Annotated in this window: 25 protein-coding genes and 1 riboswitch; of the genes, 19 read left to right on the forward strand and 6 right to left on the reverse strand. The window is 70.5% G+C overall.

Features of this window, described 5'->3' with window-relative positions:
• Positions 1–31 precede the first annotated feature (31 nt).
• Together gcvH and gcvT are read right to left on the reverse strand one after the other, a co-directional pair.
• Positions 32–409 (reverse strand): glycine cleavage system protein GcvH, encoded by a 378-nt coding sequence (gcvH, locus tag ICC28_RS14675; RefSeq protein WP_188288995.1) that lies wholly within the window; start codon positions 407–409, stop codon positions 32–34.
• 107 nt (positions 410–516) lie between these two features.
• Positions 517–1,635 (reverse strand): glycine cleavage system aminomethyltransferase GcvT, encoded by a 1,119-nt coding sequence (gene gcvT, locus ICC28_RS14680; RefSeq protein WP_188288996.1) that lies wholly within the window; start codon positions 1,633–1,635, stop codon positions 517–519.
• A gap of 147 nt (positions 1,636–1,782) precedes the next feature.
• Positions 1,783–1,877, reverse strand: a riboswitch (glycine riboswitch).
• A 221-nt stretch (positions 1,878–2,098) separates the two neighbouring features.
• On the opposite strand from gcvT, the gene ICC28_RS14685 reads away from it, so the two are divergent.
• The 10 genes from ICC28_RS14685 (at position 2,099) to ICC28_RS14730 (ending at position 12,733) form a co-directional block, all read left to right on the forward strand.
• A complete protein-coding gene (locus ICC28_RS14685) occupies positions 2,099–2,767 on the forward strand; it encodes an AAA family ATPase (protein WP_188288997.1) in 669 nt (222 codons plus the stop codon).
• Between the two features lie 96 nt (positions 2,768–2,863).
• The gene (locus ICC28_RS14690; protein WP_188288998.1) at positions 2,864–3,658 is read left to right on the forward strand and encodes an enhanced serine sensitivity protein SseB; all 795 of its coding nucleotides are present in this window, start codon (positions 2,864–2,866) and stop codon (positions 3,656–3,658) included.
• 135 nt (positions 3,659–3,793) lie between these two features.
• Positions 3,794–4,576: an enhanced serine sensitivity protein SseB C-terminal domain-containing protein gene (locus ICC28_RS14695; RefSeq protein ID WP_188288999.1), complete on the forward strand. Its 783-nt coding sequence runs from the start codon at positions 3,794–3,796 to the stop codon at positions 4,574–4,576.
• 323 nt (positions 4,577–4,899) lie between these two features.
• Positions 4,900–5,901 carry an ABC transporter permease gene (locus ICC28_RS14700; protein ID WP_188289000.1) on the forward strand — a complete coding sequence of 334 codons (1,002 nt, stop codon included), beginning with the start codon at positions 4,900–4,902 and terminating at the stop codon, positions 5,899–5,901.
• A gap of 37 nt (positions 5,902–5,938) precedes the next feature.
• A complete protein-coding gene (locus ICC28_RS14705) occupies positions 5,939–7,717 on the forward strand; it encodes an ABC transporter substrate-binding protein (protein WP_188289001.1) in 1,779 nt (592 codons plus the stop codon).
• Between the two features lie 69 nt (positions 7,718–7,786).
• A complete protein-coding gene (locus ICC28_RS14710; RefSeq protein ID WP_188289002.1) occupies positions 7,787–8,794 on the forward strand; it encodes an ABC transporter permease in 1,008 nt (335 codons plus the stop codon).
• The gene (locus ICC28_RS14715) at positions 8,791–9,888 is read left to right on the forward strand and encodes an ABC transporter ATP-binding protein (protein ID WP_188289003.1); all 1,098 of its coding nucleotides are present in this window, start codon (positions 8,791–8,793) and stop codon (positions 9,886–9,888) included. Before ICC28_RS14710 ends, ICC28_RS14715 begins: the two co-directional genes overlap by 4 nt.
• Positions 9,885–11,090, forward strand: coding sequence for an ABC transporter ATP-binding protein (locus ICC28_RS14720; protein ID WP_188289004.1), 1,206 nt, complete (start codon positions 9,885–9,887; stop codon positions 11,088–11,090). Before ICC28_RS14715 ends, ICC28_RS14720 begins: the two co-directional genes overlap by 4 nt.
• A gap of 68 nt (positions 11,091–11,158) precedes the next feature.
• Positions 11,159–11,815, forward strand: coding sequence for a trimeric intracellular cation channel family protein (locus tag ICC28_RS14725; protein ID WP_188289005.1), 657 nt, complete (start codon positions 11,159–11,161; stop codon positions 11,813–11,815).
• 57 nt (positions 11,816–11,872) lie between these two features.
• Positions 11,873–12,733 (forward strand): thioesterase family protein, encoded by an 861-nt coding sequence (locus ICC28_RS14730; RefSeq protein ID WP_188289006.1) that lies wholly within the window; start codon positions 11,873–11,875, stop codon positions 12,731–12,733.
• A 202-nt stretch (positions 12,734–12,935) separates the two neighbouring features.
• Here the strand turns inward: ICC28_RS14730 and ICC28_RS14735 are convergent, their stop codons facing one another.
• Positions 12,936–13,562, reverse strand: coding sequence for a TetR family transcriptional regulator (locus ICC28_RS14735; RefSeq protein ID WP_188289007.1), 627 nt, complete (start codon positions 13,560–13,562; stop codon positions 12,936–12,938).
• Positions 13,563–13,694: 132 nt separating this feature from the next.
• Between ICC28_RS14735 and ICC28_RS14740 the strand changes: the two genes are divergently transcribed.
• The 4 genes from ICC28_RS14740 (at position 13,695) to ICC28_RS14755 (ending at position 15,812) form a co-directional block, all read left to right on the forward strand.
• Positions 13,695–13,847: a hypothetical protein gene (locus ICC28_RS14740; protein WP_188289008.1), complete on the forward strand. Its 153-nt coding sequence runs from the start codon at positions 13,695–13,697 to the stop codon at positions 13,845–13,847.
• Between the two features lie 24 nt (positions 13,848–13,871).
• Positions 13,872–14,138: a DUF4190 domain-containing protein gene (locus tag ICC28_RS14745; RefSeq protein ID WP_188289009.1), complete on the forward strand. Its 267-nt coding sequence runs from the start codon at positions 13,872–13,874 to the stop codon at positions 14,136–14,138.
• A gap of 105 nt (positions 14,139–14,243) precedes the next feature.
• Positions 14,244–15,407 (forward strand): cysteine desulfurase family protein, encoded by a 1,164-nt coding sequence (locus tag ICC28_RS14750; protein ID WP_188289010.1) that lies wholly within the window; start codon positions 14,244–14,246, stop codon positions 15,405–15,407.
• A 27-nt stretch (positions 15,408–15,434) separates the two neighbouring features.
• Positions 15,435–15,812: a DUF1304 family protein gene (locus ICC28_RS14755; protein ID WP_188289011.1), complete on the forward strand. Its 378-nt coding sequence runs from the start codon at positions 15,435–15,437 to the stop codon at positions 15,810–15,812.
• 4 nt (positions 15,813–15,816) lie between these two features.
• On the opposite strand, the gene ICC28_RS14760 is transcribed toward ICC28_RS14755, so the two are convergent.
• Entirely contained in the window at positions 15,817–16,482 is a 666-nt protein-coding gene (locus tag ICC28_RS14760) for an N-acetylmuramoyl-L-alanine amidase (protein ID WP_188289012.1), read from the reverse strand.
• A 60-nt stretch (positions 16,483–16,542) separates the two neighbouring features.
• Here ICC28_RS14760 and mnmA point away from each other — a divergent pair, with 60 nt between their 5' ends.
• The gene (gene mnmA / locus ICC28_RS14765) at positions 16,543–17,667 is read left to right on the forward strand and encodes a tRNA 2-thiouridine(34) synthase MnmA (protein WP_188289013.1); all 1,125 of its coding nucleotides are present in this window, start codon (positions 16,543–16,545) and stop codon (positions 17,665–17,667) included.
• 6 nt (positions 17,668–17,673) lie between these two features.
• On the opposite strand, the gene ICC28_RS14770 is transcribed toward mnmA, so the two are convergent.
• A complete protein-coding gene (locus tag ICC28_RS14770) occupies positions 17,674–18,453 on the reverse strand; it encodes an alpha/beta fold hydrolase (RefSeq protein ID WP_188289014.1) in 780 nt (259 codons plus the stop codon).
• Positions 18,454–18,491: 38 nt separating this feature from the next.
• The gene (locus ICC28_RS14775; RefSeq protein WP_188289015.1) at positions 18,492–18,815 is read right to left on the reverse strand and encodes a DUF427 domain-containing protein; all 324 of its coding nucleotides are present in this window, start codon (positions 18,813–18,815) and stop codon (positions 18,492–18,494) included.
• Positions 18,816–18,866: 51 nt separating this feature from the next.
• On the opposite strand from ICC28_RS14775, the gene ICC28_RS14780 reads away from it, so the two are divergent.
• From ICC28_RS14780 to ligA, 4 genes are all read left to right on the forward strand, one after another.
• Positions 18,867–19,406 (forward strand): TIGR00730 family Rossman fold protein, encoded by a 540-nt coding sequence (locus ICC28_RS14780; protein WP_188289016.1) that lies wholly within the window; start codon positions 18,867–18,869, stop codon positions 19,404–19,406.
• Positions 19,407–19,413: 7 nt separating this feature from the next.
• A complete protein-coding gene (locus ICC28_RS14785) occupies positions 19,414–20,112 on the forward strand; it encodes an SDR family oxidoreductase (protein ID WP_188289017.1) in 699 nt (232 codons plus the stop codon).
• Positions 20,113–20,331: 219 nt separating this feature from the next.
• A complete protein-coding gene (locus ICC28_RS14790; protein ID WP_188289018.1) occupies positions 20,332–21,333 on the forward strand; it encodes a methionine synthase in 1,002 nt (333 codons plus the stop codon).
• Positions 21,334–21,348: 15 nt separating this feature from the next.
• Positions 21,349–23,541 carry an NAD-dependent DNA ligase LigA gene (gene ligA, locus ICC28_RS14795; RefSeq protein WP_188289019.1) on the forward strand — a complete coding sequence of 731 codons (2,193 nt, stop codon included), beginning with the start codon at positions 21,349–21,351 and terminating at the stop codon, positions 23,539–23,541.
• The last annotated feature ends 30 nt before the right edge of the window (positions 23,542–23,571 follow it).

Below are 23,571 nucleotides of genomic sequence, written 5' to 3' on the forward strand. Positions count from 1 at the left end.
GTGTTCAGGACGGACATGCGTCTACGACTCCTCAGCCGGCGGAAAAGGCGGTGTACTCGTCGGCGGAGAGCAGGTCGGCCGGCTCCTCCGTGACACGTACCTTGAACAGCCAGCCGCCCTCGAAGGGGGCGGAGTTCACCAGCGACGGGTCGTTCACGACGTCCTCGTTGATCTCCGTGACCTCGCCGTTGACCGGGGAGTACAGGTCGGAGACCGACTTGGTGGACTCCAGCTCGCCGCAGGACTCGCCCGCGGTCACCGTGGAGCCGACCTCGGGGAGCTGGGCGTAGACGACGTCACCGAGCGCGTTGGCCGCGAACTCCGTGATGCCGACCGTCGAGACGCCGTCCTCGGCGACCGACAGCCACTCGTGCTCCTTGCTGTAACGCAGCTGCTGGGGGTTGCTCATGGCCTGAATTCTCCTGTACGCGGGGGAGTGCTGATGAAGGGGGGACTGCTGGAGACACGCGTGAGCAGCGGAAATGTGCCCGGCGTCACGCCCAGTGTCTGCTGTTTCTACTTCTGCCGCTTGTAGAAGGGCAGCGCCACGACCTCGTACGGCTCGTGGCTGCCCCGGATGTCCACGCCGACCCCGGCCGTGCCCGGCGCGGCGTGCGCGGCGTCGACGTAGGCCATGGCGATCGGCTTGCCCAGCGTGGGGGAGGGGGCGCCGGAGGTGACCTCGCCGACGACCTCGCCGCCCGCGACGACCGGGTAGCCGGCCCGCGGGACGCGGCGGCCCTCGGCGATCAGGCCGACCAGGACGCGCGGCGGGTTGCTCTCCGCGCGGGCGGCGGCCTCGGTGAGCGCCTCGCGCCCCACGAAGTCGCCCTCCTTCTCGAACTTCACCACGCGGCCGAGACCGGCGTCGAAGGGGGTGAGGTCGGTGGTCAGCTCGTGCCCGTACAGCGGCATGCCCGCCTCCAGGCGCAGGGTGTCCCGGCAGGACAGCCCGCAGGGGACCAGGCCCACGGGCGCGCCCGCCTCGGTGAGTGCCTGCCACAGCTTCTCGGCGTCCGAAGGCGCCACGAACAGCTCGAAGCCGTCCTCGCCGGTGTATCCGGTGCGGGCGATCAGCGCGGGCACCCCGGCGACCGTGCCCGGCAGGCCCGCGTAGTACTTCAGGCCGTCCAGGTCGGCGTCGGTGAGCGCCTTGAGGATCCCGGGCGACTCGGGGCCCTGCACGGCGATCAGGGCGTACGCGTCCCGGTCGTCGCGGACCTCGGCGTCGAACCCGGCGGAACGCTCCACCAGGGCGTCCAGCACCACCTGGGCGTTGGAGGCGTTGGCGACGACCATGTACTCGGTCTCCGCGAGCCGGTAGACGATCAGGTCGTCCAGGATGCCGCCGTCGGCCCGGCAGATCATGGTGTAGCGGGCGCGGCCGACGCCGACGGAGGCGATGTTGCCGACCAGGGCGTAGTTGAGGAGGGCCGCGGCCTGCGGGCCGGTGACGGTGATCTCGCCCATGTGGGAGAGGTCGAAGAGCCCGGCCTTGGTGCGCACGGCGAGGTGTTCGTCGCGCTCGGAGCCGTAGCGCAGCGGCATGTCCCAGCCGGCGAAGTCGGTCATCGTCGCACCGAGTGAGCGATGCAGGGCATCGAGGGCTGTACGGCGGGGTTCGGTACTGCTCATCGGACGGTCGTCTCCCAAGGCATGACGGGCGAGGTCGTTCCTCCCCATCTGTCATCGGAACCTGAGAGGTTCGTCATGACCGCGCGTGGGCATGACTTGCACCTTGGGTGGGACCACCGGGAACGGCGGCCCGCTTTTCAGATGTGCCTCGCCCGCGCGGTAACGGGGCCTGAGAGATTCAAGGGAGGGACTTGCTCCTTCGGCGCCCCAGCCGAGGCTGGGAACTCTCCCGCGCGGATTCAAGCGGCCGGTATGCAGTTGGCGGGCACATCATTGCACGCATCGCTGCGCGGCGGCAGGGGGACCTTTCACAGGGGCCGCACAGCCGCCACGGGGGGTCACAGCAGCCTGTAGCAGGCTTGTTGCGGTATGCGCACGAAAACGCGAGACACCCCGCATTACCTTCTCTTTACACTCGACGGGGACGGGCTCTGCTGCACCGCCCCAGGGGAGGACGACCACGGTGAACAGGACCACGGCGTACGCGACGACCTCGGGACTCGCGCTGCCCAAGCAGCCCGTCGCACCGGCCAGGGAGGCGTGCGCCCCACTGTCGGCACCCGTCGTCCGTGACCTGCGCGAGCGCGAGGGCCGCAGCCCGCACGCCCTGCTCTTCGGACCCCGCGACCTGGTCGTGATCACCGGTCTGCCCGGCAGCGGCAAGTCCACCCTGATGCGCCGGGCCGTGAAGGGCGTCAGCATCGACTCCCAGGACACCCGCGACCGCTGGGAGGCCCGCATGCCGGGCTTCCTTCCGTACGCGCTCTACCGCCCCCTCGTCCGCCTCGCCCACTACGCCGGCCTGCGCCGCGCCCTGCGCGGCGGCGAGGGCGTCGTCGTGCACGACTGCGGCACGCAGGCCTGGGTGCGCGGCTGGCTGGCCCGCGAGGCCCGCCGCCGCGGCGGCATCCTGCACCTGCTGCTCCTCGACGTCCCTGCCGACCAGGCCCTCGACGGCCAACGCGAACGCGGCCGCGGCGTCTCCCGGTACGCCTTCCTCCGCCACCGCCGGGCAGCGGCCCGACTGCTCCGCGCGGTGGAGCGGGGCGAACTGCCCACGGGCTGCGCCTCGGCGGTGCTCCTGGACCGCTCCGCGGCGTCGACACTGCGCCGGATCGGGTTCACGGGCTGATCCGCGACGGGGGATTCGGCGGGTGAGGGCAGTCCGTTCGTCGTAGGCGTTAGCCTTTTCAGCCATATCAGTGGTTCACGGCAGGCGGTCAGACAGATGGACTTCCCGGCGGATCTCCCGGCGGACTTTCCGGCGCAGGCGCACCCCCATCCGCACGGCGGATGGCCCGGCAACGAGCTGGAGGAGGTGCTGTCCGCCTCCCTCGGCGTGCCCTCCGCCGGCGGCCGGATCATCGAGGTGCTCGGCCGCAGCTTCGTCTGGGTGCCCCTGCCGGCCGGCGGCGGCCCGGACAGCGGCCCGCTGGACCTGCCCACGCTGACCATCGAGGGCCAGGCGTACGTGCCGGTCTTCAGCTCAGAGGAACAGTTCCGCCAGGTCGCCGGCGCGCACATGTCGTACACGATCGCCCCGGCCGTGGAGTTCGCGCGCGGTCTGCCCCCGCAGGTCGGCATCGCCGTGAACCCGGACGGCGTGGTCGGCGTCCCGCTCCCGCCCGCGGCCGTCGCCGAACTGTGCCGGGCGGGCCGCACCCCGCTGGACGGCCCCGCGAGCGGCGGCCGCGTCAAGCTCTACGAACCGGACTGGCAGGACGACCCCGTCGACTTCCTGGCCGCGGCCTCCGCCGAGTTCGCCACGACGGGCGTGGTCACCACGGCCCGCCGCTGCCTGGCCGCGATCGAAACGGCCGACCCGGTGATGTTCGTAGGTGTGGAACTCTCCCACTGGGAGGGCGACCTGCGCACCCTCCCGATGGACGCCCTGGGCCGGGCCCTCGGCAAGGTCCCCACCCCGTGGCCGGTCAACCTGATCCTCCTGGACATGGCGGCCCAGGACCCGGTGGCGCAGTGGATGCGCGCAAAGGTACGGCCCTTCTATACGCGCGCTCAATGACTCCCGGAGCGCGAGGAACCGCGCGACCGGCCACACCCCGAGCCGCACCCGCAGGCCCACCGCAAGTCCGACCCCCGAAGGCGGCCTTAAGCTAGGGTCACGGCTCGGTCGACGTAGAGATGAGGGGCGGTAAAGGTGAGCGCCAGCGGCATCGCGGCCGGGCAGGTCGAGCACATGCTGCGCCAGGTCACGCCCGGGCGCTACGACGCCTACGAGGCGCTCCTTCGCGCACTCGCGACCCCCTCCTCCGGCCAGGTCTGGATGCTGCTGTGGCACGGCCAGGCGGGCTCCCCCGACGCCCAGTACGGGAACATGGAGGTCGACGGCTACGGCTACGCCCCCTGCGTCACCTCCGCCCAGGAACTCTCCGCCAGCGGCTGGAACCGTTCGTACGAGGTGGTCGACGGCGTCGACGCGGCCCGCACCCTGTACCCCGACCACTTCGGCCTCTGGCTGAACCCGCACGCCCCCGGCGGCGGCGTCGGCATCCCGTGGCTGGATCTGCGCCGCATCGCCACCGGCCTGGACCGCCAGCCCGCCGGCCCGCTGCGTCTGTCGGAACCCGGCATCGAGATCCCGCAGTTCTACGCACAGCTCACGCAGAACGCCCACCGCACCCCGGCCCTGCGCGCCCTGCGCCGCGCCTGGGTGCAGCCCGCGCTCGGGGCGCCGTATCTCGCCATCGGCCTGGACGTGTACGACACCAGCCCGCCCGCCGTGGACTCGGTGCGGGCGATGATGCAGCAGTCGATCGGCGCCGTGCCGGACGGGCTGCCGGTGTCGACGGTGGCGATGTCCGACGAGTACGACCCCGTCGCGATGTGGATGCGCGCCAACGCCCGCCCGTTCTACGACCGCGAGGCCCACGCGGCCCAGGCACCCGCCGCCGGGTACGGGTACCCGCCGGCCCGCTTCTGACCGCTCCGACGGACCCTTGGCCGTTCACCTTCCGGACACATTTCTGCGCGGGTAGATGACGCCGAAGGTCGCACTACGTCCGATGTGTCCCAACTCCCCTCCGTCCGAGGGGCGTTATCCGCTGTTCGGATAACGGAATCCCCAGTGCATCATCACGGTTGCGCATACTTTCTCCGTCAGGCCTGGCGGGTGATCGTGACGAAGCTGAAGACTCCCGACTCAGACACGGGATCGGTCGATCCCGTGATCGAGCGCAAGTCGACAAAGCCGTAATCCACGGCAGGTGTAGGCCGGTCACCACCGGCGAGAGGGGTCGGGTCACTGTGACCGCACCGATCGAGACCACCGGAGCGCAAGCCGAGGCACAGTCCGAGGCTGTCCTCGCCGGGGCCGAGAAGGGGCAGATCGAGGGCCGTTCCCTGGGGCAGATCGCCTGGACCCGGTTCAAGAAGGACAAGGTCGCCGTCGCCGGCGGTGTCGTCGTCCTCCTGCTGGTGCTGCTCGCGATCCTCTCCCGCCCCATCCAGGCCGTCTTCGGCCTCGACCCCAACGCCTTCAACCAGGACCTGCTCGACCCCAACACCTCGCTGCCCACCGGCGATTGGGGCGGCATGAGCGCGGACCACCCGCTGGGCGTCGATCCCAAGTTCGGGCGGGACATCGCCACCCGCATCCTGGAGGGTTCCTGGGTGTCGCTGGTCGTCGCGTTCGGGGCGACCCTGCTGTCCAACACGATCGGCACGGTCCTCGGCGTGATGGCCGGCTACTACGGAGGGCGGGTGGACATGATCATCAGCCGTCTGATGGAGACGTTCCTCGCCTTCCCGCTGCTGCTGTTCGCCATCGCCATCTCGGCGACGCTCCAGGGCGGTGCCTTCGGCATGGAAGGGCTCCCGCTCCACATCACCGTGCTGATCTTCATCATCGGCTTCTTCAACTGGCCGTATCTGGGCCGCATCGTCCGTGGCCAGACCATGGCGCTCAGGGAGCGTGAATTCGTCGACGCCTCCCGTGGCATGGGCGCCAAGGGGCCGTACATCCTGTTCCGGGAACTGCTCCCGAACCTGGTCGGCCCGATCATCGTCTACTCGACGCTGCTCATCCCGACGAACATCATTTTCGAGGCCAGCCTGAGCTTCCTCGGTGTCGGCATCCAGCCCCCGCAGGCGTCGTGGGGCGGCATGCTCAGCGAGGCGGTCAACTTCTACAAGGTCGATCCGCAGTTCATGATCGTTCCTGGCCTCGCCATCTTCGTCACCGTCCTGGCGTTCAACCTGCTCGGCGACGGACTCCGTGACGCTCTCGACCCGCGCAGTAGCCGCTGACGTGCGGCCGCGTCGAGAGCCCATCAAGTTTCCAACAATGGAGGGGAAGCAGACCATCATGCGAAGGTCAGTACTGGCCGCGGTCGCGGCCATGGGTGCCGTGAGCCTGGTGCTTTCGGGTTGCAGCAAGGCCGATGACGGCGACAACGACGGCAACGGCAAGGACAAGGCGGCCGGGGCCGACGCGGCGACCAAGGGTGTCGTCAACGCCTCCACCGCCAAGGGCGGCACGGTCACGTACGAGTACTCGGACGTGCCGGACTCCTTCGACCCCGGCAACACGTACTACGGGTACATGTTCAACCTCAGCCGGCTGTACGCCCGCCCGCTGATGACCTACAAGCCGGGCCCCGGCGAGGCCGGTAACGAGCTGGTCCCGGACCTCGCTTCGGCTCCGGGCGAGCCCAGCGACGACGGCAAGACCTGGACGTACAAGCTGCGTGAGGGCCTCAAGTACGAGGACGGCACGCCGATCACGTCCAAGGACGTCAAGTACGCCGTCGAGCGCTCGAACTTCGCGCGTGACGTGCTCTCCCTCGGCCCGAACTACTTCCAGCAGTTCCTTGAGGGCGGCGACAAGTACAAGGGCCCGTACAAGGACAAGAGCGACAAGGGCCTCGCGTCCATCGAGACGCCGGACGACACCACGATCGTCTTCAAGCTCAACCGCTCCTTCCAGGAGTTCGACTACCTGGTCGCCCAGCCGCAGACGGCCCCGGTGCCGAAGGCCAAGGACACCGGCGTCGACTACGTCAAGAACATCGTGTCCTCGGGCTCCTACAAGTTCGAGAGCTACCAGGAGGGCAAGGAGGTCGTCCTCGTCCGCAACGAGAACTGGGACGCCTCGACCGACCCGCTGCGCAAGCAGTACCCGGACAAGATCGTCGTCAAGATGAAGGTCAACGCCGAGACCATCGACCAGGACGTCCGGTCCGGCAAGGCGATCGACCTCGGCGGCACCGGCGTCCAGGCCGCGACGCAGGCGGAGATCGTCGGCGACCCCGACCTCAAGGCCAACACGGACAACACCTACGGTGGCCGTCTGGTCTACATGGCGATCAACACCAAGCTGGCGCCGTTCGACAAGGTCGAGTGCCGCAAGGCCGTGCAGTACGCGGTCGACAAGAACTCGGTGCAGACCGCGCTCGGTGGCCCGATCCGCGGCGACATCGCCACCACCGTCCTGCCGCCGGACATCCCGGGCTACAAGAAGTCCGACCTGTACGCCACTCCGGACAACAAGGGCGACGTCGCCAAGGCCAAGGAGCAGCTGAAGGCCTGCGGCAAGGACACGATCAGCACCAACATCTCGGCGCGCAGCGACCGCCCGCAGGAGATCGCCGCGGCGACCGCGATCATCAACTCGCTGAAGGCGGCGGGCATCAACGCCACCCTCAAGCAGTTCCCGTCGGGCAAGTACTTCACCGACGCCGCGGGTGTGCCGCAGTTCAACAAGAAGCAGAACATCGGCCTGCACATGATGCAGTGGGGTGCCGACTGGCCCTCCGGCTACGGCTTCATGCAGCAGATCCTGCACAGTGACGCGATCGGCGCGTCCGGCAACACCAACCTCTCGCAGCTCGACAACGCCGACGTCGACAAGATGCTCGAAGAGGTCATCGCGACCCAGGACGAGGCCAAGCGCGACAGCCTCTACGCCGACATCGACAACAAGACGATGGAGGAGGCGGCCCTCGTTCCGCTGACCTACTTCAAGGTCCTGCTGTACCGCCCGGCCGGCTTCACCAACCTGGTCTCCACGGCGGCCTTCAGCGGTCAGTACGACTACCTCAACATCGGCACGACCAAGAAGTAGCCCCGGAAGGCAGGTGAAGGCATTGGTGCCCGCGGGCTTCGCGGCCCGCGGGCACCAGCGCCGATCCCCGTGATCTCGTATATCCTCCGCCGGACGGTCGCGGCAGTGATCCTGCTGCTGGTCGTCACCGCGGTCACCTTCGCGATCTTCTTCCTGCTGCCCCGGCTCGCCGGCCAGACGGCCGACCAGCTGGCCCAGCAGTACATCGGGAAGAGCCCCTCGAAGGCCGACATCGCGGCGGTCAAGCAGAACCTCGGTCTCGACCAGCCCGTGTACGTCCAGTACTGGGACTTCATCAAGGGGATCGTCTCCGGCGCGACCTATGACCTGGGCCCGACCACCGCGCAGTGCAACGCGCCCTGCTTCGGCTACTCCTTCAAGACCCACGTCGAGGTCTGGCCGCAGCTCACCGACCGCCTGCCGGTGACCCTCTCGCTGGCCGCCGGTGCCGCAGTCATCTGGCTGCTCGGCGGTGTCACGGCCGGTGTGATCTCCGCGCTCAAGCCGCGGTCGCTGGCCGACCGGACGTTCATGGGCATCGCCCTCGCCGGTGTCTCGCTGCCCATGTTCTTCACGGGCCAGCTCGCACTGTTCCTCTTCACCTACAAGTGGCCGATCTTCGGCCGCGAGTACGTCCCCTTCACCGAGAACCCCTCGCAGTGGGCCAACACCCTCTTCCCGGCGTGGTGTTCGCTCGCCCTGCTCTACTCCGCCATCTACGCCCGGCTCACCCGGTCCGGCATGCTGGAGACGATGAGCGAGGACTACATCCGCACCGCTCGCGCCAAGGGTCTTCGCGAGCGGAACGTCGTGACCAAGCACGGGCTGCGGGCCGCGCTGACCCCGATCATCACCGTCTTCGGCATGGACCTCGGTCTGCTGCTCGGCGGTGCCGTGATCACCGAGACGGTCTTCTCCCTGCACGGCATCGGTGAGTACGCGGTGCAGTCCATCCGGGACAACGACCTGCCCCCCATCCTCGGCGTCACCCTCCTCGCCGCCTTCTTCGTCGTGATCGCAAACTTCCTGGTGGACCTGTTGTACGCCGCCGCCGACCCGCGGGTGAGGCTCTCGTGACCGAACTGTCCAAGACCGGTGCCGCGGTGGGGGAGCCCGTGAAGGGCCCCTCCGACGCGCCCACCGCGTTCCTCGAAGTCCGCGACCTCAAGGTGCACTTCCCGACCGACGACGGCCTGGTCAAGTCGGTCGACGGGGTCAGCTTCAAGGTGGAGAAGGGCAAGACCCTCTGCATCGTCGGCGAGTCCGGCTCCGGCAAGTCCGTCAGCTCGCTGGCCATCATGGGCCTGCACCGGCTCGGCGCGCGCGGCAAGAACGTGCAGATGTCCGGCGAGATCTGGCTCGACGGCAAGGAGCTCATCTCCGCCGACCCGGACGAGGTGCGCCGGCTGCGCGGCCGCGAGATGGCGATGATCTTCCAGGACCCGCTGTCCGCGATGCACCCGTACTACACGGTCGGCAACCAGATCGTCGAGGCCTACCGGGTCCACCACGACGTCAGCAAGAAGGTCGCGCGCAAGCGGGCCATCGAGATGCTCGACCGGGTCGGCATCCCCGAGCCCGCCAAGCGCGTCGACGGCTATCCGCACGAGTTCTCCGGCGGTATGCGCCAGCGCGCGATGATCGCCATGGCGCTGGTCAACAACCCCGAACTGCTCATCGCGGACGAGCCGACGACCGCCCTGGACGTGACCGTCCAGGCGCAGATCCTCGACCTCATCCGGGACCTGCAGAAGGAGTTCGGCTCCGCGGTCATCCTCATCACCCACGATCTCGGCGTGGTGGCCGAGATCGCCGACGACGTCCTGGTGATGTACGGCGGCCGGTGCGTGGAGCGCGGCAGCGTGGACGACGTCTTCGAGCGCCCGCAGCACCCGTACACCTGGGGCCTGCTCGGCTCGATGCCGCGCATCGACCGTGAGACCTCCGACCGGCTCATCCCGGTCAAGGGTCAGCCGCCGAGCCTCATCAACGTCCCCTCGGGCTGCGCCTTCCACCCCCGCTGCCCGTACGCGGACGTCCCCAAGGGCGATGTCACCCGTACCGTGCGCCCCGAGCTCCAGCAGGTCGGCACCGGACACTGGTCCGCCTGCCACCTCTCGCCCGAGGACCGTACGCGGATCTGGACCGAAGAGATTGCGCCGAAGCTGTGAGTGAGACGAAGAAGACGGACGAGGCGCCCGCGGCGGTCAACGACCGTGAGGTGCTGCTCAAGGTCGAGGGCCTGCAGAAGCACTTCCCGATCCGCAAGGGCGTCCTCCAGCGTCAGGTCGGCGCGGTCAAGGCGGTCGACGGCATCGACTTCGAGGTGCGCAAGGGCGAGACCCTGGGCGTGGTCGGCGAGTCGGGCTGCGGCAAGTCGACGATGGGGCGGGTCATCACCCGGCTCCAGGACCCGACGGGCGGCTCGATCCACTTCGAGGGCAAGGACATCACCCGGCTGAGCACGGCCGCGATGCGCCCGCTGCGGCGGGACATCCAGATGATCTTCCAGGACCCGTACGGCTCGCTGAACCCCCGGCACACCATCGGCTCGATCGTCTCGGCGCCCTTCCGGCTGCAGGGCGTCGAGCCCGAGGGCGGGGTGAAGAAGGAGGTCCAGCGGCTGCTGTCGCTGGTCGGCCTGAGCCCCGAGCACTACAACCGCTACCCGCACGAGTTCTCCGGCGGCCAGCGCCAGCGCATCGGCATCGCCCGCGCGCTCGCCCTGAAGCCGAAGCTGGTGGTGGCGGACGAGCCGGTCTCCGCCCTCGACGTGTCGATCCAGGCGCAGGTCGTGAACCTGATGGACAACCTCCAGGAGGAGCTCGGCCTCACGTACGTGATCATCGCGCACGACCTCTCCGTGGTCCGCCATGTCTCGGACCGCATCGCGGTGATGTACCTCGGCAAGATCGTCGAACTCGCCGACCGCACCGCGCTGTACGAGTCCCCGATGCACCCGTACACCAAGGCCCTGATGTCGGCCGTGCCGGTGCCGGACCCGAAGCGCCGGGGTGCCAAGAGCGAGCGCATCCTGCTCCGCGGTGACGTGCCCTCGCCGATCGCGCCGCCGAGCGGCTGCCGTTTCCACACGCGGTGCTGGAAGGCGACGGAGATCTGCAAGACCACCGAGCCGCCGCTGCTGGAACTGCGGCCCGGCCAGCGGGTGGCCTGCCACCACCCGGAGAACTTCGATGACCAGGCCCCGCAGGAGACCGTGCTGCTGAGCGCCGCGAAGGAGGCGGCGGCGCTGGTCTCCGACGAGGTGCTCGCGGAGTCGGCGGAGACCTCGGCGGCGGTGGCCGCCGAGGTCGCGGAGGTCGAGGCGACGGCCGGGGAGACGCCCGAGAAGAGTGCCGACAAGCAGGACTAACTCAAGTTCTGTCGAGCCCCCGCCTTGCAATGTAAGGCGGGGGCTGTTTTACAGGTGAGAATGGCAGGGTGATCCAGGAGCTCTTCACCCCGTCCGTCCAGCACACGCTCGACCTGATCGGCATCTTCGTCTTCGCCATCTCCGGCGCCCTGCTGGCGGTCCGCAAGAACTTCGACATCTTCGGCATCGCCGTCCTCGCCGAGGTCACCGCGCTGGGCGGAGGGCTCTTCCGTGACCTGATGATCGGCGCCGTACCGCCGGCCGCCTTCACGGACCTGGGGTACTTCATCACGCCGATGTTCGCCGCCCTCCTGGTCGTCTTCCTCCATCCGCAGGTGGAGCGCATCCAGGTCGGTGTGAACGTCTTCGACGCGGCGGGCCTCGGCCTCTTCTGCGTCGCCGGCACGACGAAGGCGTACGACTACGGCCTCGGCCTCACCGCCTCCGCCGCCCTGGGGCTCGCGACCGCGGTGGGCGGGGGCGTGCTGCGCGACGTGCTCGCCAACGAGGTGCCGTCGTTGCTCCGCTGGGACCGTGACCTGTACGCGGTCCCGGCGATCGTCGGCGCCGCGATGGTGGCCCTGTGCATCCGCTTCGACCTGCTGAACCCGGTCACGAGCGCGCTCGCGGCGGTCACGGCCTTCGTGCTGCGGCTGCTGGCGATGAAGTTCCACTGGCGGGCGCCGCGGGCGTGGAACCGGCGGTCGACGGTGCGCGAGGAGTAGGGTTTCGTGCGCCTGAAAAAGCTACCGCTTAGTAGTTACCTGTTGTACCGTTCAGCCATGCCAGAAGCAGCCTCCGCGCCCGCCACCCGGGCCACGATCGGCGACAGCGAGTTCGACCGCGACACCGCCCTCACCCGGCGCGAGCCCGGTGTCTACGACATCGACCTCTCCGCCGGCTGGACGATCATCAGCGCCGTCAATGGCGGCTACCTGCTGGCCGTCCTGGGCCGGGCCCTCGCGGACGCCCTGCCGCACGCCGACCCCTTCACCATCTCGGCGCACTACCTCACCGCCTCCCAGCCAGGCCCCGCGGTCGTCCGCACCGACGTCGTCCGCACCGGCCGCACCCTGTCCACCGGCCAGGCCTCGCTCTTCCAGTACGACGACCAGGGCCGGGAGGTCGAACGCATCCGCGTCCTCGCCTCCTACGGCGACCTGGACGCCCTCCCTGACGACGTGCGCACCACGGCCCTGCCGCCCGCCATCCCGCCGATGGAAGCGTGCTTCGGACCGCAGGACAGCCCCGCGCCGGTCCCCGGCAGCTCGGCCATCGCCGACCGCCTGATGATCAAGCTCGACCCGGCCACCCTCGGCTGGGCCCTCGGCGCGCCCTCCGGCAAGGGGGAGATGCGGGCCTGGTTCGGCCTCGCGGACGGCCGTGACGCCGACCCCCTCTCCCTGCTCCTCGCGGTCGACGCCCTCCCGCCCACGGCCTTCGAAATCGGCATCAAGGGCTGGGTCCCGACCGTGGAACTGACCGCTCACGTCCGCTGCCGCCCGGCCCCCGGCCCCCTGCGGGTCTCGATCACGACCCGCAACCTGGCCGGCGGCTTCCTGGAGGAGGACGCGGAGGTCTGGGACAGCGAGGACCGCCTGGTGGCACAGTCGCGCCAGCTGGCACGGGTCCGGCTGGGCTGACAGAAGGGGTGTGGCGGCCCGACGAGGGGTGCCTGGTGGCGGCGGGCCCGGCTGGGCTGCCTGAAGGGGCGGTGGCGGGCCCGGCTGGGCTGACCGGAGGGGCGGTGGCGATCCTGGCAGGTGTGTCTGGTGGCGCGGGCCCGGCTGGGCTGGCCGGTGACGCGGGGCCGACTGGGTCGGCCGGAAGAAGAGTCGGCCGGCGTCAGTCCAGCCAGTGCTGGCGGCCGATGCTGATCAGGCGCATCCGGCGGGTCGCGATCCGGACGACGCGTGCGCGCTCCTCCTCGGTGGCCTCCAGCGCGTCCAGGAACAGCGAGGCGGTCATCAGCATTTGGTCGACGTAGAGGTTGGCCAGCATCAGCAGGTCGTCGTCGCTCCAGCCGTCGGAGACGGGGTCCTTGGCGAGGGCGTCCTTCACCTCCTCGCCGAACCGGGCGAGTTGGTCCTGGATGGCCTCCCGTACCGGCTGGACCCCGCCGTGCCGCTCGCGGGCGATGAAGCGGACGTGCGCCGTGTGCGAGGCTACGTGATGGGAGATCAACTCCACGGCGCGCGCTATGCGTTCGTCCGGGTCGCCGTCCGCTGACACCGTTGTCCGGATCATCGGGTGCAGGCTGCCCAGCGCCTCCTCGACCAGGGCGACACCGAGGTCCGCGGTGGAGCGGAAGTGGCGGTAGAAGGCCGTGGGGGCGACGCCGACCGCCCGGGTGACCTCGCGCAGACCCAGGCTGCTCAGGCTCTGCTCCTCCAGCAGGGCCAACGCCGCGTCCAGCAGGGCCTGCCGGGTCTTCTGCTTCTGGGCCTGCCGGATGCCGAGGGTGTGACTCATGCCATACAGTTAACAACTGTTCTCTGGAATTGCAAAGCCGTCGGGGCGCTAGACTCGAAGTCAGTGAACAAGTGTTGCTACAACCGTTCACTCAAATGTAACGAGACGCATCTCGGAGGGGGATCCCATCCCATGCTGTTCCTCGTCGCCGCGCTCCTGCTGCTGGGCGTCGTCCTGGGCACCGTGGCCCACGCGCCCCTCGGCTTCACCGCCGTCGCCGCCCTCGTGATCGCCACCTGGCTGGGCATCTTCGCGCTCCGCGAGCGCCACGCCCGCCGCCACTGACCTCTCCCAGGGAGCTGAGCCACCATGCAACTCACCGCACCGGCCACCCACCGCACCGGCGTCCGTGACGCCGACGGCATGGCCGTCGCCTCCTTCATCCTCGGCCTCGTGGGCCTCCTCGTCCTCAACGTCTTCCTCGGCCCGATCGCCATAGCCCTGGCAACCGTCTCCCTGTGGCGCGGCACCGCCCGCCGGGGGCGCGCGTACCTGGGCCTGGGGCTGGGGGTGGCCGACCTCCTGGTCCTGATCGCCTTCATGCAGGCGGACGGCACGGTGTCCTGGAGCTTCTGAGCGGGGGCACGCTTCAGCCGCGGGCAGCCGTGCGCCCACGTGCGCCCGTACCCCCGGTGCCCGCACCTCTGCTCCACCGACGTGGCCCGTAGAATCGGCGTCACCATGGCTTACCTCGACCACGCCGCGACCACCCCCATGCTCCCGGAGGCGGCAGAGGCACTCACCGCCCACCTGGGCATCACCGGCAACGCCTCCTCCCTCCACGCATCCGGCCGGCAGGCCCGCCGCACCGTCGAGGAATCCCGCGAAACCCTCGCGGAAGCGCTCGGCGCCCGCCCCAGCGAGGTCGTCTTCACCTCCGGCGGCACCGAGGCCGACAACCTCGCCGTCAAGGGCCTGTACTGGGCCCGCCGCGACGCCGACCCGGCCCGCACCCGCGTCCTGGCCTCCCCGGTCGAGCACCACGCCGTCCTCGACGCCGTCCACTGGCTCGGCGAACACGAGGGCGCCACCGTCGAGTACCTCCCGGTCGACGGGTACGGCAGGGTCCACCCCGAGGCGCTGCGCGAGGCCGTCGCCCGCAACCCCGCCGACGTGGCCCTGGCCACCGTCATGTGGGCGAACAACGAGATCGGCACGATCCTGCCGGTCCGCGAACTCGCCGACGTCGCCGCCGAGTTCGGCGTACCCCTGCACGCCGACGCCGTCCAGGCCTTCGGTCAGGTCCCCGTCGACTTCGCCGCCTCCGGGCTGGCCGCCATGACCGTCTCCGGCCACAAGATCGGCGGCCCGTACGGCATCGGCGCGCTGCTCCTCGGCCGCGACCACACCCCCGTACCCGTCCTGCACGGCGGCGGCCAGGAGCGCCAGGTCCGCTCCGGCACCCTCGACGTCCCCGCCATCGCCTCCTTCGCCGTCGCCGGCCGGCTCGCCGCCGAGCAGCGCGAGTGGTTCGCCCGGGAGATCGGCGCCCTGCGCGACGACCTGATCGCCGCCGTCCGCGCCGCCGTCCCGGACGCGATCCTCGGCGGCGACCCCGTGGACCGCCTCCCGGCCAACGCCCACTTCACGTTCCCCGGCTGCGAGGGCGACTCCCTGCTGCTCCTGCTGGACGCCCAGGGCATCGAGTGCTCCACCGGCTCCGCCTGCACCGCGGGCGTCGCCCAGCCCAGCCACGTCCTGCTCGCCACCGGCACCGACCCGGACCTGGCCCGTGGCACCCTGCGCTTCTCCCTCGGCCACACCTCCACCGACGCCGACGTCGAAGCCCTCGCCAAGGCCATCGGCCCCGCGGTGGAACGGGCCCGCGCGGCGGGCCTGACATAAGGGGCGCATCCGCGGGACAATCCGGGCGTGAACCTCGTGTCGCAGGTCTTCGCGTCGCTCACCGCCCTGATCCACATCGTGGTGGGACTGGTCGAGCGCTTCGGCTACACGCGTCCCGCCGTGCGCGTCTTCCTCACCAAGTCCGCCGCGGACGCCCCGGAGGTCACGGTGTGGCGGTCCGGCGTGGCCGTCTACAACGTCCTGCTGGGCCTCGGCCTGGTCGCCGGCGTCATCGCGCTGCACACCGGTGACACGACCGTGGGACGCACCCTGATCTTCTACCTGTGCGCCTTCCTGATCGCCTCCGCCGTCCTCTTCTGGGTCTCCTTCCCGAAGTTGTGGCAGGGCGCCCTGAGCCAGGGGGTGCCGCCCGCGGTCGTCCTGCTGGCGGCGGCGGCCGCCTGACCGCTCACGCCAGCGCCGCGCGCTCCCGCCGTACGAGCTTCATGTACCGGTCCCAGTCCCAGTGCTCGCCGGGGTCGGTGTGGTCCGTCCCCGGCACCTCCACGTGGCCGATGATGTGCTCGCGGTCGACGGGGATGTCGTAGCGCGCGCATATCCGGGCCGCGAGGCGGGCCGAGGCGGTGTACATCTCGTCCGTGAAGTCCTCGGGACGGTCCACGAAACCCTCGTGCTCGATGCCGACGCTCCGCTCGTTGTAGCCGCGGTTGCCCGCGTGGTACGCCACGTCCAGCTCGCGGATCATCTGCGCGACGTGCCCGTCCTTGCCGACGATGTAGTGCGAGGCCGCGCCGTGTCCCGGGTCCTGGAAGACCTTCACCGCACTGTCGAAGCTGCCCTGCGTGACATGGACGACCACCATGTCGATGCCGTAGTCGTCGGGCCGGTCCGCGCGCCGCCAGTTCGCCTCCGACGCCGCCACCCACTGGGCGCCCGCGTAGTCGACCTCGCCCTCCTTGCGCGGCTTCTCCACGCCGGGCATGCGCCACCACAGCCGCCCCAGCTCGTCGCGCGCCAGCACGGCCGTGCCCACGGCGGCGGCCGCGCCGCCGACCAGCAGCGCCCGTCGTCCGATGCGCCGGTCGCTGTCCTTGGATGCCTTTCTCGCCCCCATGTGATCGTCAACGGATACCCGTGGGCTCCGGTTCCCGCGGACCCGTACTCTGGAAGAGTTATGACTGACACCCCGCAGCGCCCCCTTCGCGTACTCGCCGCCATGTCCGGAGGCGTGGACTCCGCCGTCGCCGCCGCCCGCGCCGCGGAAGCCGGCCACGACGTCACCGGCGTCCACCTCGCCCTCTCCGCGAACCCGCAGTCGTTCCGCACGGGCGCGCGTGGCTGCTGCACCATCGAGGACTCGCGCGACGCCCGGCGCGCCGCGGACGTCATCGGCATCCCCTTCTACGTCTGGGACCTCGCCGACCGCTTCCGCGAGGACGTCGTCGAGGACTTCGTCGCCGAGTACGAGGCCGGCCGCACCCCGAACCCCTGCCTGCGCTGCAACGAGAAGATCAAGTTCGCCGCACTGCTGGACAAGGCGCTGGCCCTCGGCTTCGACGCCGTCTGCACCGGCCACTACGCGCAGGTGATCGTCCGCGAGGACGGCACCCGCGAACTGCACCGCGCCTCCGACATGGCCAAGGACCAGTCGTACGTCCTCGGCGTGCTGGACGACAGGCAGCTCGCCCACGCCCTGTTCCCGCTCGGCGACACGGTCACCACCAAGGACGAGATCCGCGCGGAGGCCGAGCGCCGGGGGCTGGCCGTGGCCAAGAAGCCCGACTCCCACGACATCTGCTTCATCGCCGACGGCGACACCCAGGGCTTCCTGGCGAAGCGGCTCGGCAGGGCCGAGGGCGACATCATCGACGAGTCCGGCGCCAAGCTGGGCACCCACGAGGGCGCCTACGGCTTCACCATCGGCCAGCGCAAGGGGCTCAGGATCGGCACCCCCGCAGCCGACGGCAAGCCGCGCTACGTCCTCGACATCTCCCCGGTGAACAACACCGTGACGGTCGGCCCGGCCGCCGCCCTGGACGTCAGCGCCCTCACCGCGATCAAGCCGCGCTGGTGCGGCGCCGCCCCCACCGGCCCCGACACCTACACCGCCCAACTGCGCGCCCACGGCGGCGAGACCGAGGTGACCGCGGAACTGGTCGACGGCGAGCTCCGGGTTACCTTCACCGAGCCGGTCCGCGGCGTGGCCCCCGGCCAGGCCATCGTGCTCTACGACGGCACGCGCGTGGTCGGCTCGGCGACGATCGCGACGACCACGCGCGCGACGGCCGGCGTGGCCTGAGAGACCCTAACCGCCGAAGAACTCCGCCAGCACCGGCCCCAGCACCTGGGGCTCCACCATGTGCGTCTGCCCCTCCAGCACCCGGTACGTGCCCTCGGGCGCCGACTCCGCGACCGCCCGCGCGGCCTCCTGCATCCAGGCGGGGCTCGCGCCGCCCGCGACGGCCAGCACCGGGACGGTGAGCGCGGCCAGCCTCGCGTGCGGCACCCCGCCGTCGCCGAGGACCGCCGCGTCGTGGGCGAGGCTCGGGGCGATCGCCTCCATACCGGGCCACAGGGGGGAGTGGCGGGCGCCCTGGATCATCTCCTCGGCCAGGCCGGTGAGCCGCAGGAAGAGCTCCACCGCGTCGCCGTTGCGCTGCTGCCCGAGCGCCTCGGCCAGGCGCTCGGTGTACGCGGCCCACTCGGCCTTCCCGCCCTCGTGCACGGCGAACGGCGTCTCGTACACGGCCACCTGACGCACCGGCAGGCCGCTCGCCGCCGCCTCCAGCGCCAGCGCGCCGCCCGAGGAGACCCCGCACAGCGCCGCCTCGCCGCCCGCCGCGTCGATCAGCGCCGCGAGGTCCTCGACCTCGCGGGCGACCTCGTACGGCCCTGTCTCGCCGCTCCCGCCACGGCCGCGACGGTCGTACGTGACGACGCCGAACCGGTCGGCGAGCACCTCGGCCAGCGGCGCCAGCGTGGCGCCCGTCGACATCGCGCCGCTGACCAGGATGACCGCGGGCCCCTGCCCGGTGCGCGCGTACGCGAGGGAGGTGCCGTCGCCTGAAATGGTCTTGTGTCCCATGCCGGTACAGAGTGCCACCGGGCGGCGGAACTAACCGTTCACAACACCTCCGCTTCGTAGAAGCACAGGTGGTCCTTGATCTCGGCGACGTCCGGCTTCGGGTCGGGGTAGGCCCACACCAGGTCCGCGGCGTCCGGGAGCGACCAGTAGGAGGCCGTGCCCTTGAAGGGGCAGTACGTGTGCGTGTCGGAGGGCGTCAGCAGGTCCAGCCGTACGTCCTCGGCCGGGATGTAGTAGCGCACGGGACAGCCGGTCTCCCGCAGGACGAGCGGCCGTTCGCTCTCCGCCAGGACGGTGCCCTCGTGGACCACCCGTACGCGCCGCGTGCCCTGCTCGATCGTGATCGTGTGTCCATCAGCCATACCCGGAGAGCGCCCGCGGGGCGCCGGTTCTTCCCGCGTACGGTGGGCTCCATGCGAATCTGCGTCTTCCTCTCCGCGGCCGATCTCGACGAGCGCTACACCCGCCCCGCGCGCGAGTTCGCGAAACTGCTGGGCAAGGGCGGTCACACGCTGGTGTGGGGCGGCTCGGACGTCGGGCTCATGAAGGTCGTCGCCGACGGCGTGCAGGAGGCGGGCGGGCGGCTCGTCGGGGTCTCGGTGGAGTTCCTGGCCGCCAAGGCCCGACCGGGCGTCGACGAGATGGTGATCGCGAAGGACCTCGCCGAGCGGAAGAGGCTGCTCCTGGAGAAGGCCGACGCCGTGGTGATCATGGTCGGCGGTACTGGCACCCTGGACGAGGCGACGGAGATCCTGGAGCTGAAGAAGCACGGCCACACCGACATGCCGGTCGTCCTGCTCAACACGGCGGGCTTCTACGACGGTCTGCGGGAGCAGTTCCGCCGCATGGAGGACGAGGGCTTCCTGCCCCGGCCGCTGGCCGACCTGGTGTTCTTCGCCGAGGAGCCGGTGGGGGCGCTCGCGTACCTGGAGGAGAGCCGCGGCCTTCGGTGATGCGACGATGGCGGGCATGGCTACTCATGTGATCACCGGGGCCGGTTCCGGCATCGGCGCGGCCGTGGCCCGTCGGCTGCACGCGCGCGGGGACGAACTCGTGCTGCACGCGCGCGACGCGGGGCGGGCGAAGGAACTGGCGGCGGAGTTCCCCGGGGCGCGGACCCTGGTGGGCGATCTGGCCGACCCGGACAAGCTGTCCTGGGCCTTCTCCCACCAGTCGCTGCCCGACCGGGTGGACTCCCTGCTCCACATCGCCGGGGTGGTCGACCTGGGCCCGGTCGGCGACCTGACCCCCAAGTCCTGGCGCCACCAGCTGAACGTCAACCTGATCTCGCCGGCCGAGCTGACCCGGCACTTCCTGCCGCAGTTGCGCGCCGCGCGGGGGCATGTGGTGTTCGTGAACTCGGGGGCCGGTCTGAACGCCCACGCCGACTGGTCCGCGTACGCGGCGTCCAAGCACGGGCTGAAGGCCCTCGCCGACTCCCTGCGCCACGAGGAGCACGCCAACGGGGTCCGTGTCACCTCCGTCTACCCCGGCCGTACGGCCAGTCCCATGCAGGCCAAGGTCCACCAGCAGGAGGGCAAGGAGTACGACGCCGCCCGCTGGATCGATCCCGAGTCGGTCGCGACGACCATCCTCACGGCGCTCGACCTTCCGCGTGACGCCGAAATCAACGACGTGACGGTACGCCCGGGGCGTTGACGGGGTTGGTCTCGCCCCCGCCGCCCCTGCCCGTCCCGACCCTGGGGGCTCCGCCCCCAGACCCCCGACCCTTGCCCACCCACCACCCGACTCGGTGAGTTGAAGGGTCCACGTCCACCCTTTTGCCGACCGCAAACGGCCCCCTGGGCGGGGGCGGAGGGGCGGCAACCTCTCGGGGCCCGCCTCGCCGGTCGCGCAGACCTACGTAGGCTTCCCCAGGTGAACGAAAACTTCAGCTTCGCCCCCGCCACCGGCGTCGGCTCCCTGCCCGGCGGTGACGCCAGGGAGGCCGCCAGGACAGCCACCGGCAGCTTCGAGGACTTCCCGTTCCTGCCCGAACTCCCCGCCCGAGGCCCCGGCGCCGACATGATCGGCCGCACCGCCGGCATGCTCGTCGAGCTGTACGCGCGCGTGGAGCCCAGCGGATGGCGGATCGGGGACAGGCCGGGCAGGGACACCAAGCGGGCGCGGTCCTGGCTCGGCGAGGACCTCGACGCGCTGGAGGAGTTCACCCAGGGCTACGAGGGCCAGGTGAAGGTGCAGGCCGTGGGCCCGTGGACCCTCGCCGCCGCACTGGAGCTGAAGAACGGCGAGTCCGCCCTCTCCGACCTCGGCGCCTGCCGGGACCTCGCCGCCTCCCTCGCCGAGGGCCTGCGTCGGCACCTCGCGGAGGTGCAGCGCCGCATCCCCGGCGCCCAACTCGTGCTCCAGCTCGACGAACCCTCCCTCGTCGCCGTACTGCGCGGCCAGGTGAAGACGGCCAGCGGCTACCGGACCCACCGCGCCGTGGACCGCCAACTCGTCGAGGCCACGCTCCGCGACGTCCTCGGGGTTCACGCCGACGGCCCGGTCGTGGTCCACTCGTGCGCACCGGACGTCCCGTTCGCCCTCCTGCGCAGGGCGGGCGCGACCGCGGTCTCCTTCGACTTCTCGCTCCTCACCGAGCGTGACGACGACGCGATCGGCGAGGCGGTGGAAGCGGGCACCCGCCTCTTCGCCGGTGTCGTCCCGGGCACGGACGGCCGATTGTCAGACCCTGCCGGTAGCGTCATGGGTGTCAGGACGCTGTGGCGCAGGCTGGGGCTGTCTCCGGGGCTTCTCGCGGAGGCGGTCACGGTCACCCCGGCATGCGGACTCGCGGGGGCCTCCCCGGAGTACGCGCGCCGGGCCCTCGCCCACTGCGCCCAGGCGGCGAGATCCCTCGCGGACAACCCTGAGTAACGGGAGGACAACACGGTGGCCGGCGACAAGCAGGCGGAGACGACGGTGCCCGCAGAGGCACGGGAGCAGCACGCGAAGCTCGCTGAGCAGATCGAGGAGCACCGCTTCCGGTACTACGTGAAGGACGCTCCCGTCGTCAGCGACGCGGAGTTCGACAAGCTGCTGCGCACCCTCGAAGCCCTGGAGGACGAGCACCCCGAGCTGCGCACCCCCGACTCGCCGACCCAGAAGGTCGCGGGGGCGTACGAGACGGAGTTCACGGCCGTCGAGCACCGCCGGCGCATGCTCTCGCTGGACAACGCCTTCGACGACCTGGAGCTGGCGGCCTGGGCCGAGCGCGTCCACAAGGACGTCGGCGCGTCCGCCCACCACTTCCTGTGCGAGCTCAAGGTCGACGGCCTCGCGGTGAACCTGACGTACGAGCACGGACGGCTCACCCGCGCGGCGACCCGCGGCGACGGCCGCACCGGCGAGGACATCACCCCCAACGTCCGTACGATCACGGACATCCCGGACCGCCTGGAGGGCGACCGCATCCCGGACCTCGTGGAGATCCGCGGCGAGGTCTACTTCCCGATGGAGAAGTTCGAGGAGCTCAACGCCCGCCTGGTCGGCGCGGGCGACAAGCCCTTCGCCAATCCGCGCAACGCCGCCGCCGGTTCACTGCGCCAGAAGGACCCGCGGGTCACCGCCACCCGCCCGCTGCACATGGTCGTCCACGGCATCGGGGCCCTGGAGGGCTTCGACGGCATGACCCGGCTCTCCCAGGCCTACGACCTGCTCAAGACCTGGGGCCTGCCCACCTCCCGGCACAACGAGGTGGTCGACGACCTCGACGGCGTACGCCGGTTCATCGCCTACTACGGCGAGAACCGCCACTCCGTGGAGCACGAGATCGACGGCGTGGTCGTCAAGCTCGACGAGATCCCGCTCCAGGGCCGCCTCGGCTCCACCTCCCGCGCCCCGCGCTGGGCGATCGCGTACAAGTACGCGCCGGAGGAGGTCAACACCAAGCTGGTCAACATCCGTGTGGGGGTGGGGCGTACGGGCCGGGTCACCCCCTACGCCCAGGTCGAGCCGGTCACGGTCGCCGGTTCGGAGGTCGAGTTCGCCACCCTGCACAACCAGGACGTGGTCAAGGCCAAGGGCGTCCTGATCGGCGACACCGTGGTGCTGCGCAAGGCCGGTGACGTCATCCCCGAGATCCTCGGACCGGTGGTCGACCTGCGCGACGGCAGCGAGCGGGAGTTCGTGATGCCGGCCGAGTGCCCGGAGTGCGGTACGGCGCTCAAGGCGATGAAGGAGGGCGACGTCGACCTGCGCTGCCCGAACGCCCGCACCTGCCCGGCCCAGTTGCGCGAACGCCTGTTCTACCTCGCGGGCCGCAAGTCGCTGGACATCGAGCACTTCGGCTACGTCGCCGCGGCCGCCCTCACCAAGCCGCTGGAGCCCGAGGACCCGCCGCTGGTCGACGAGGGCGACCTGTTCGACCTCACCATCGAGCAACTGCTACCCATCAAGGCGTACGTCCTCGACCAGGACAGCGGTCTGCCCAAGCGGGACCCGAAGACCGGCGAGGAGAAGATCGCCACGGTCTTCGCCAATCAGCAGGGCGAGCCGAAGAAGAACGCGGTCGCCATGCTGGAGAACATCCGGGCGGCCAAGGAGCGGCCGCTCGCCCGCATCCTCACCGGTCTGTCGATCCGTCACGTCGGTCCGGTCGCGGCCGAGGCGCTGGCCCGGGAGTTCCGGTCCATCGACCGCATCGAACAGGCGAGCGAGGAGGAGCTCACCGCGGTCGACGGCGTGGGCGCGATCGTCGCACAGGCGCTCAAGGAGTGGTTCGCCGAGGAGTGGCACCAGGAGATCATCCGTAAGTGGAAGGCCGCCGGCGTCCGTATGGAGGAGCAGGGCTCCGGCGAGGACGAGGGCCCGCGCCCGCTCGAAGGGCTCACAGTCGTGGTGACCGGAACCCTGGAGCACTTCACCCGGGACGGCGCCAAGGAGGCGCTGCAGAGCCGCGGCGCGAAGGTGACCGGTTCGGTGTCGAAGAAGACGTCCTTCGTCGTAGTGGGTGACAGTCCTGGATCGAAGTACGACAAGGCGATGCAGCTCAAGGTGCCCGTGCTGAACGAGGACGGCTTCACGGTCCTGCTGGAACAGGGGCCCGAGGCGGCGGCCGAGGCCGCTCTTCCGGCCGAGGAGTAGGGCACAGTGGCGGTTGAAGGCCACCCGATC

The sequence above is a fragment of the Streptomyces sp. TRM68416 genome, from assembly GCF_014596915.1.
In the GTDB taxonomy this organism is placed as follows: Bacteria; Actinomycetota; Actinomycetes; order Streptomycetales; family Streptomycetaceae; genus Streptomyces.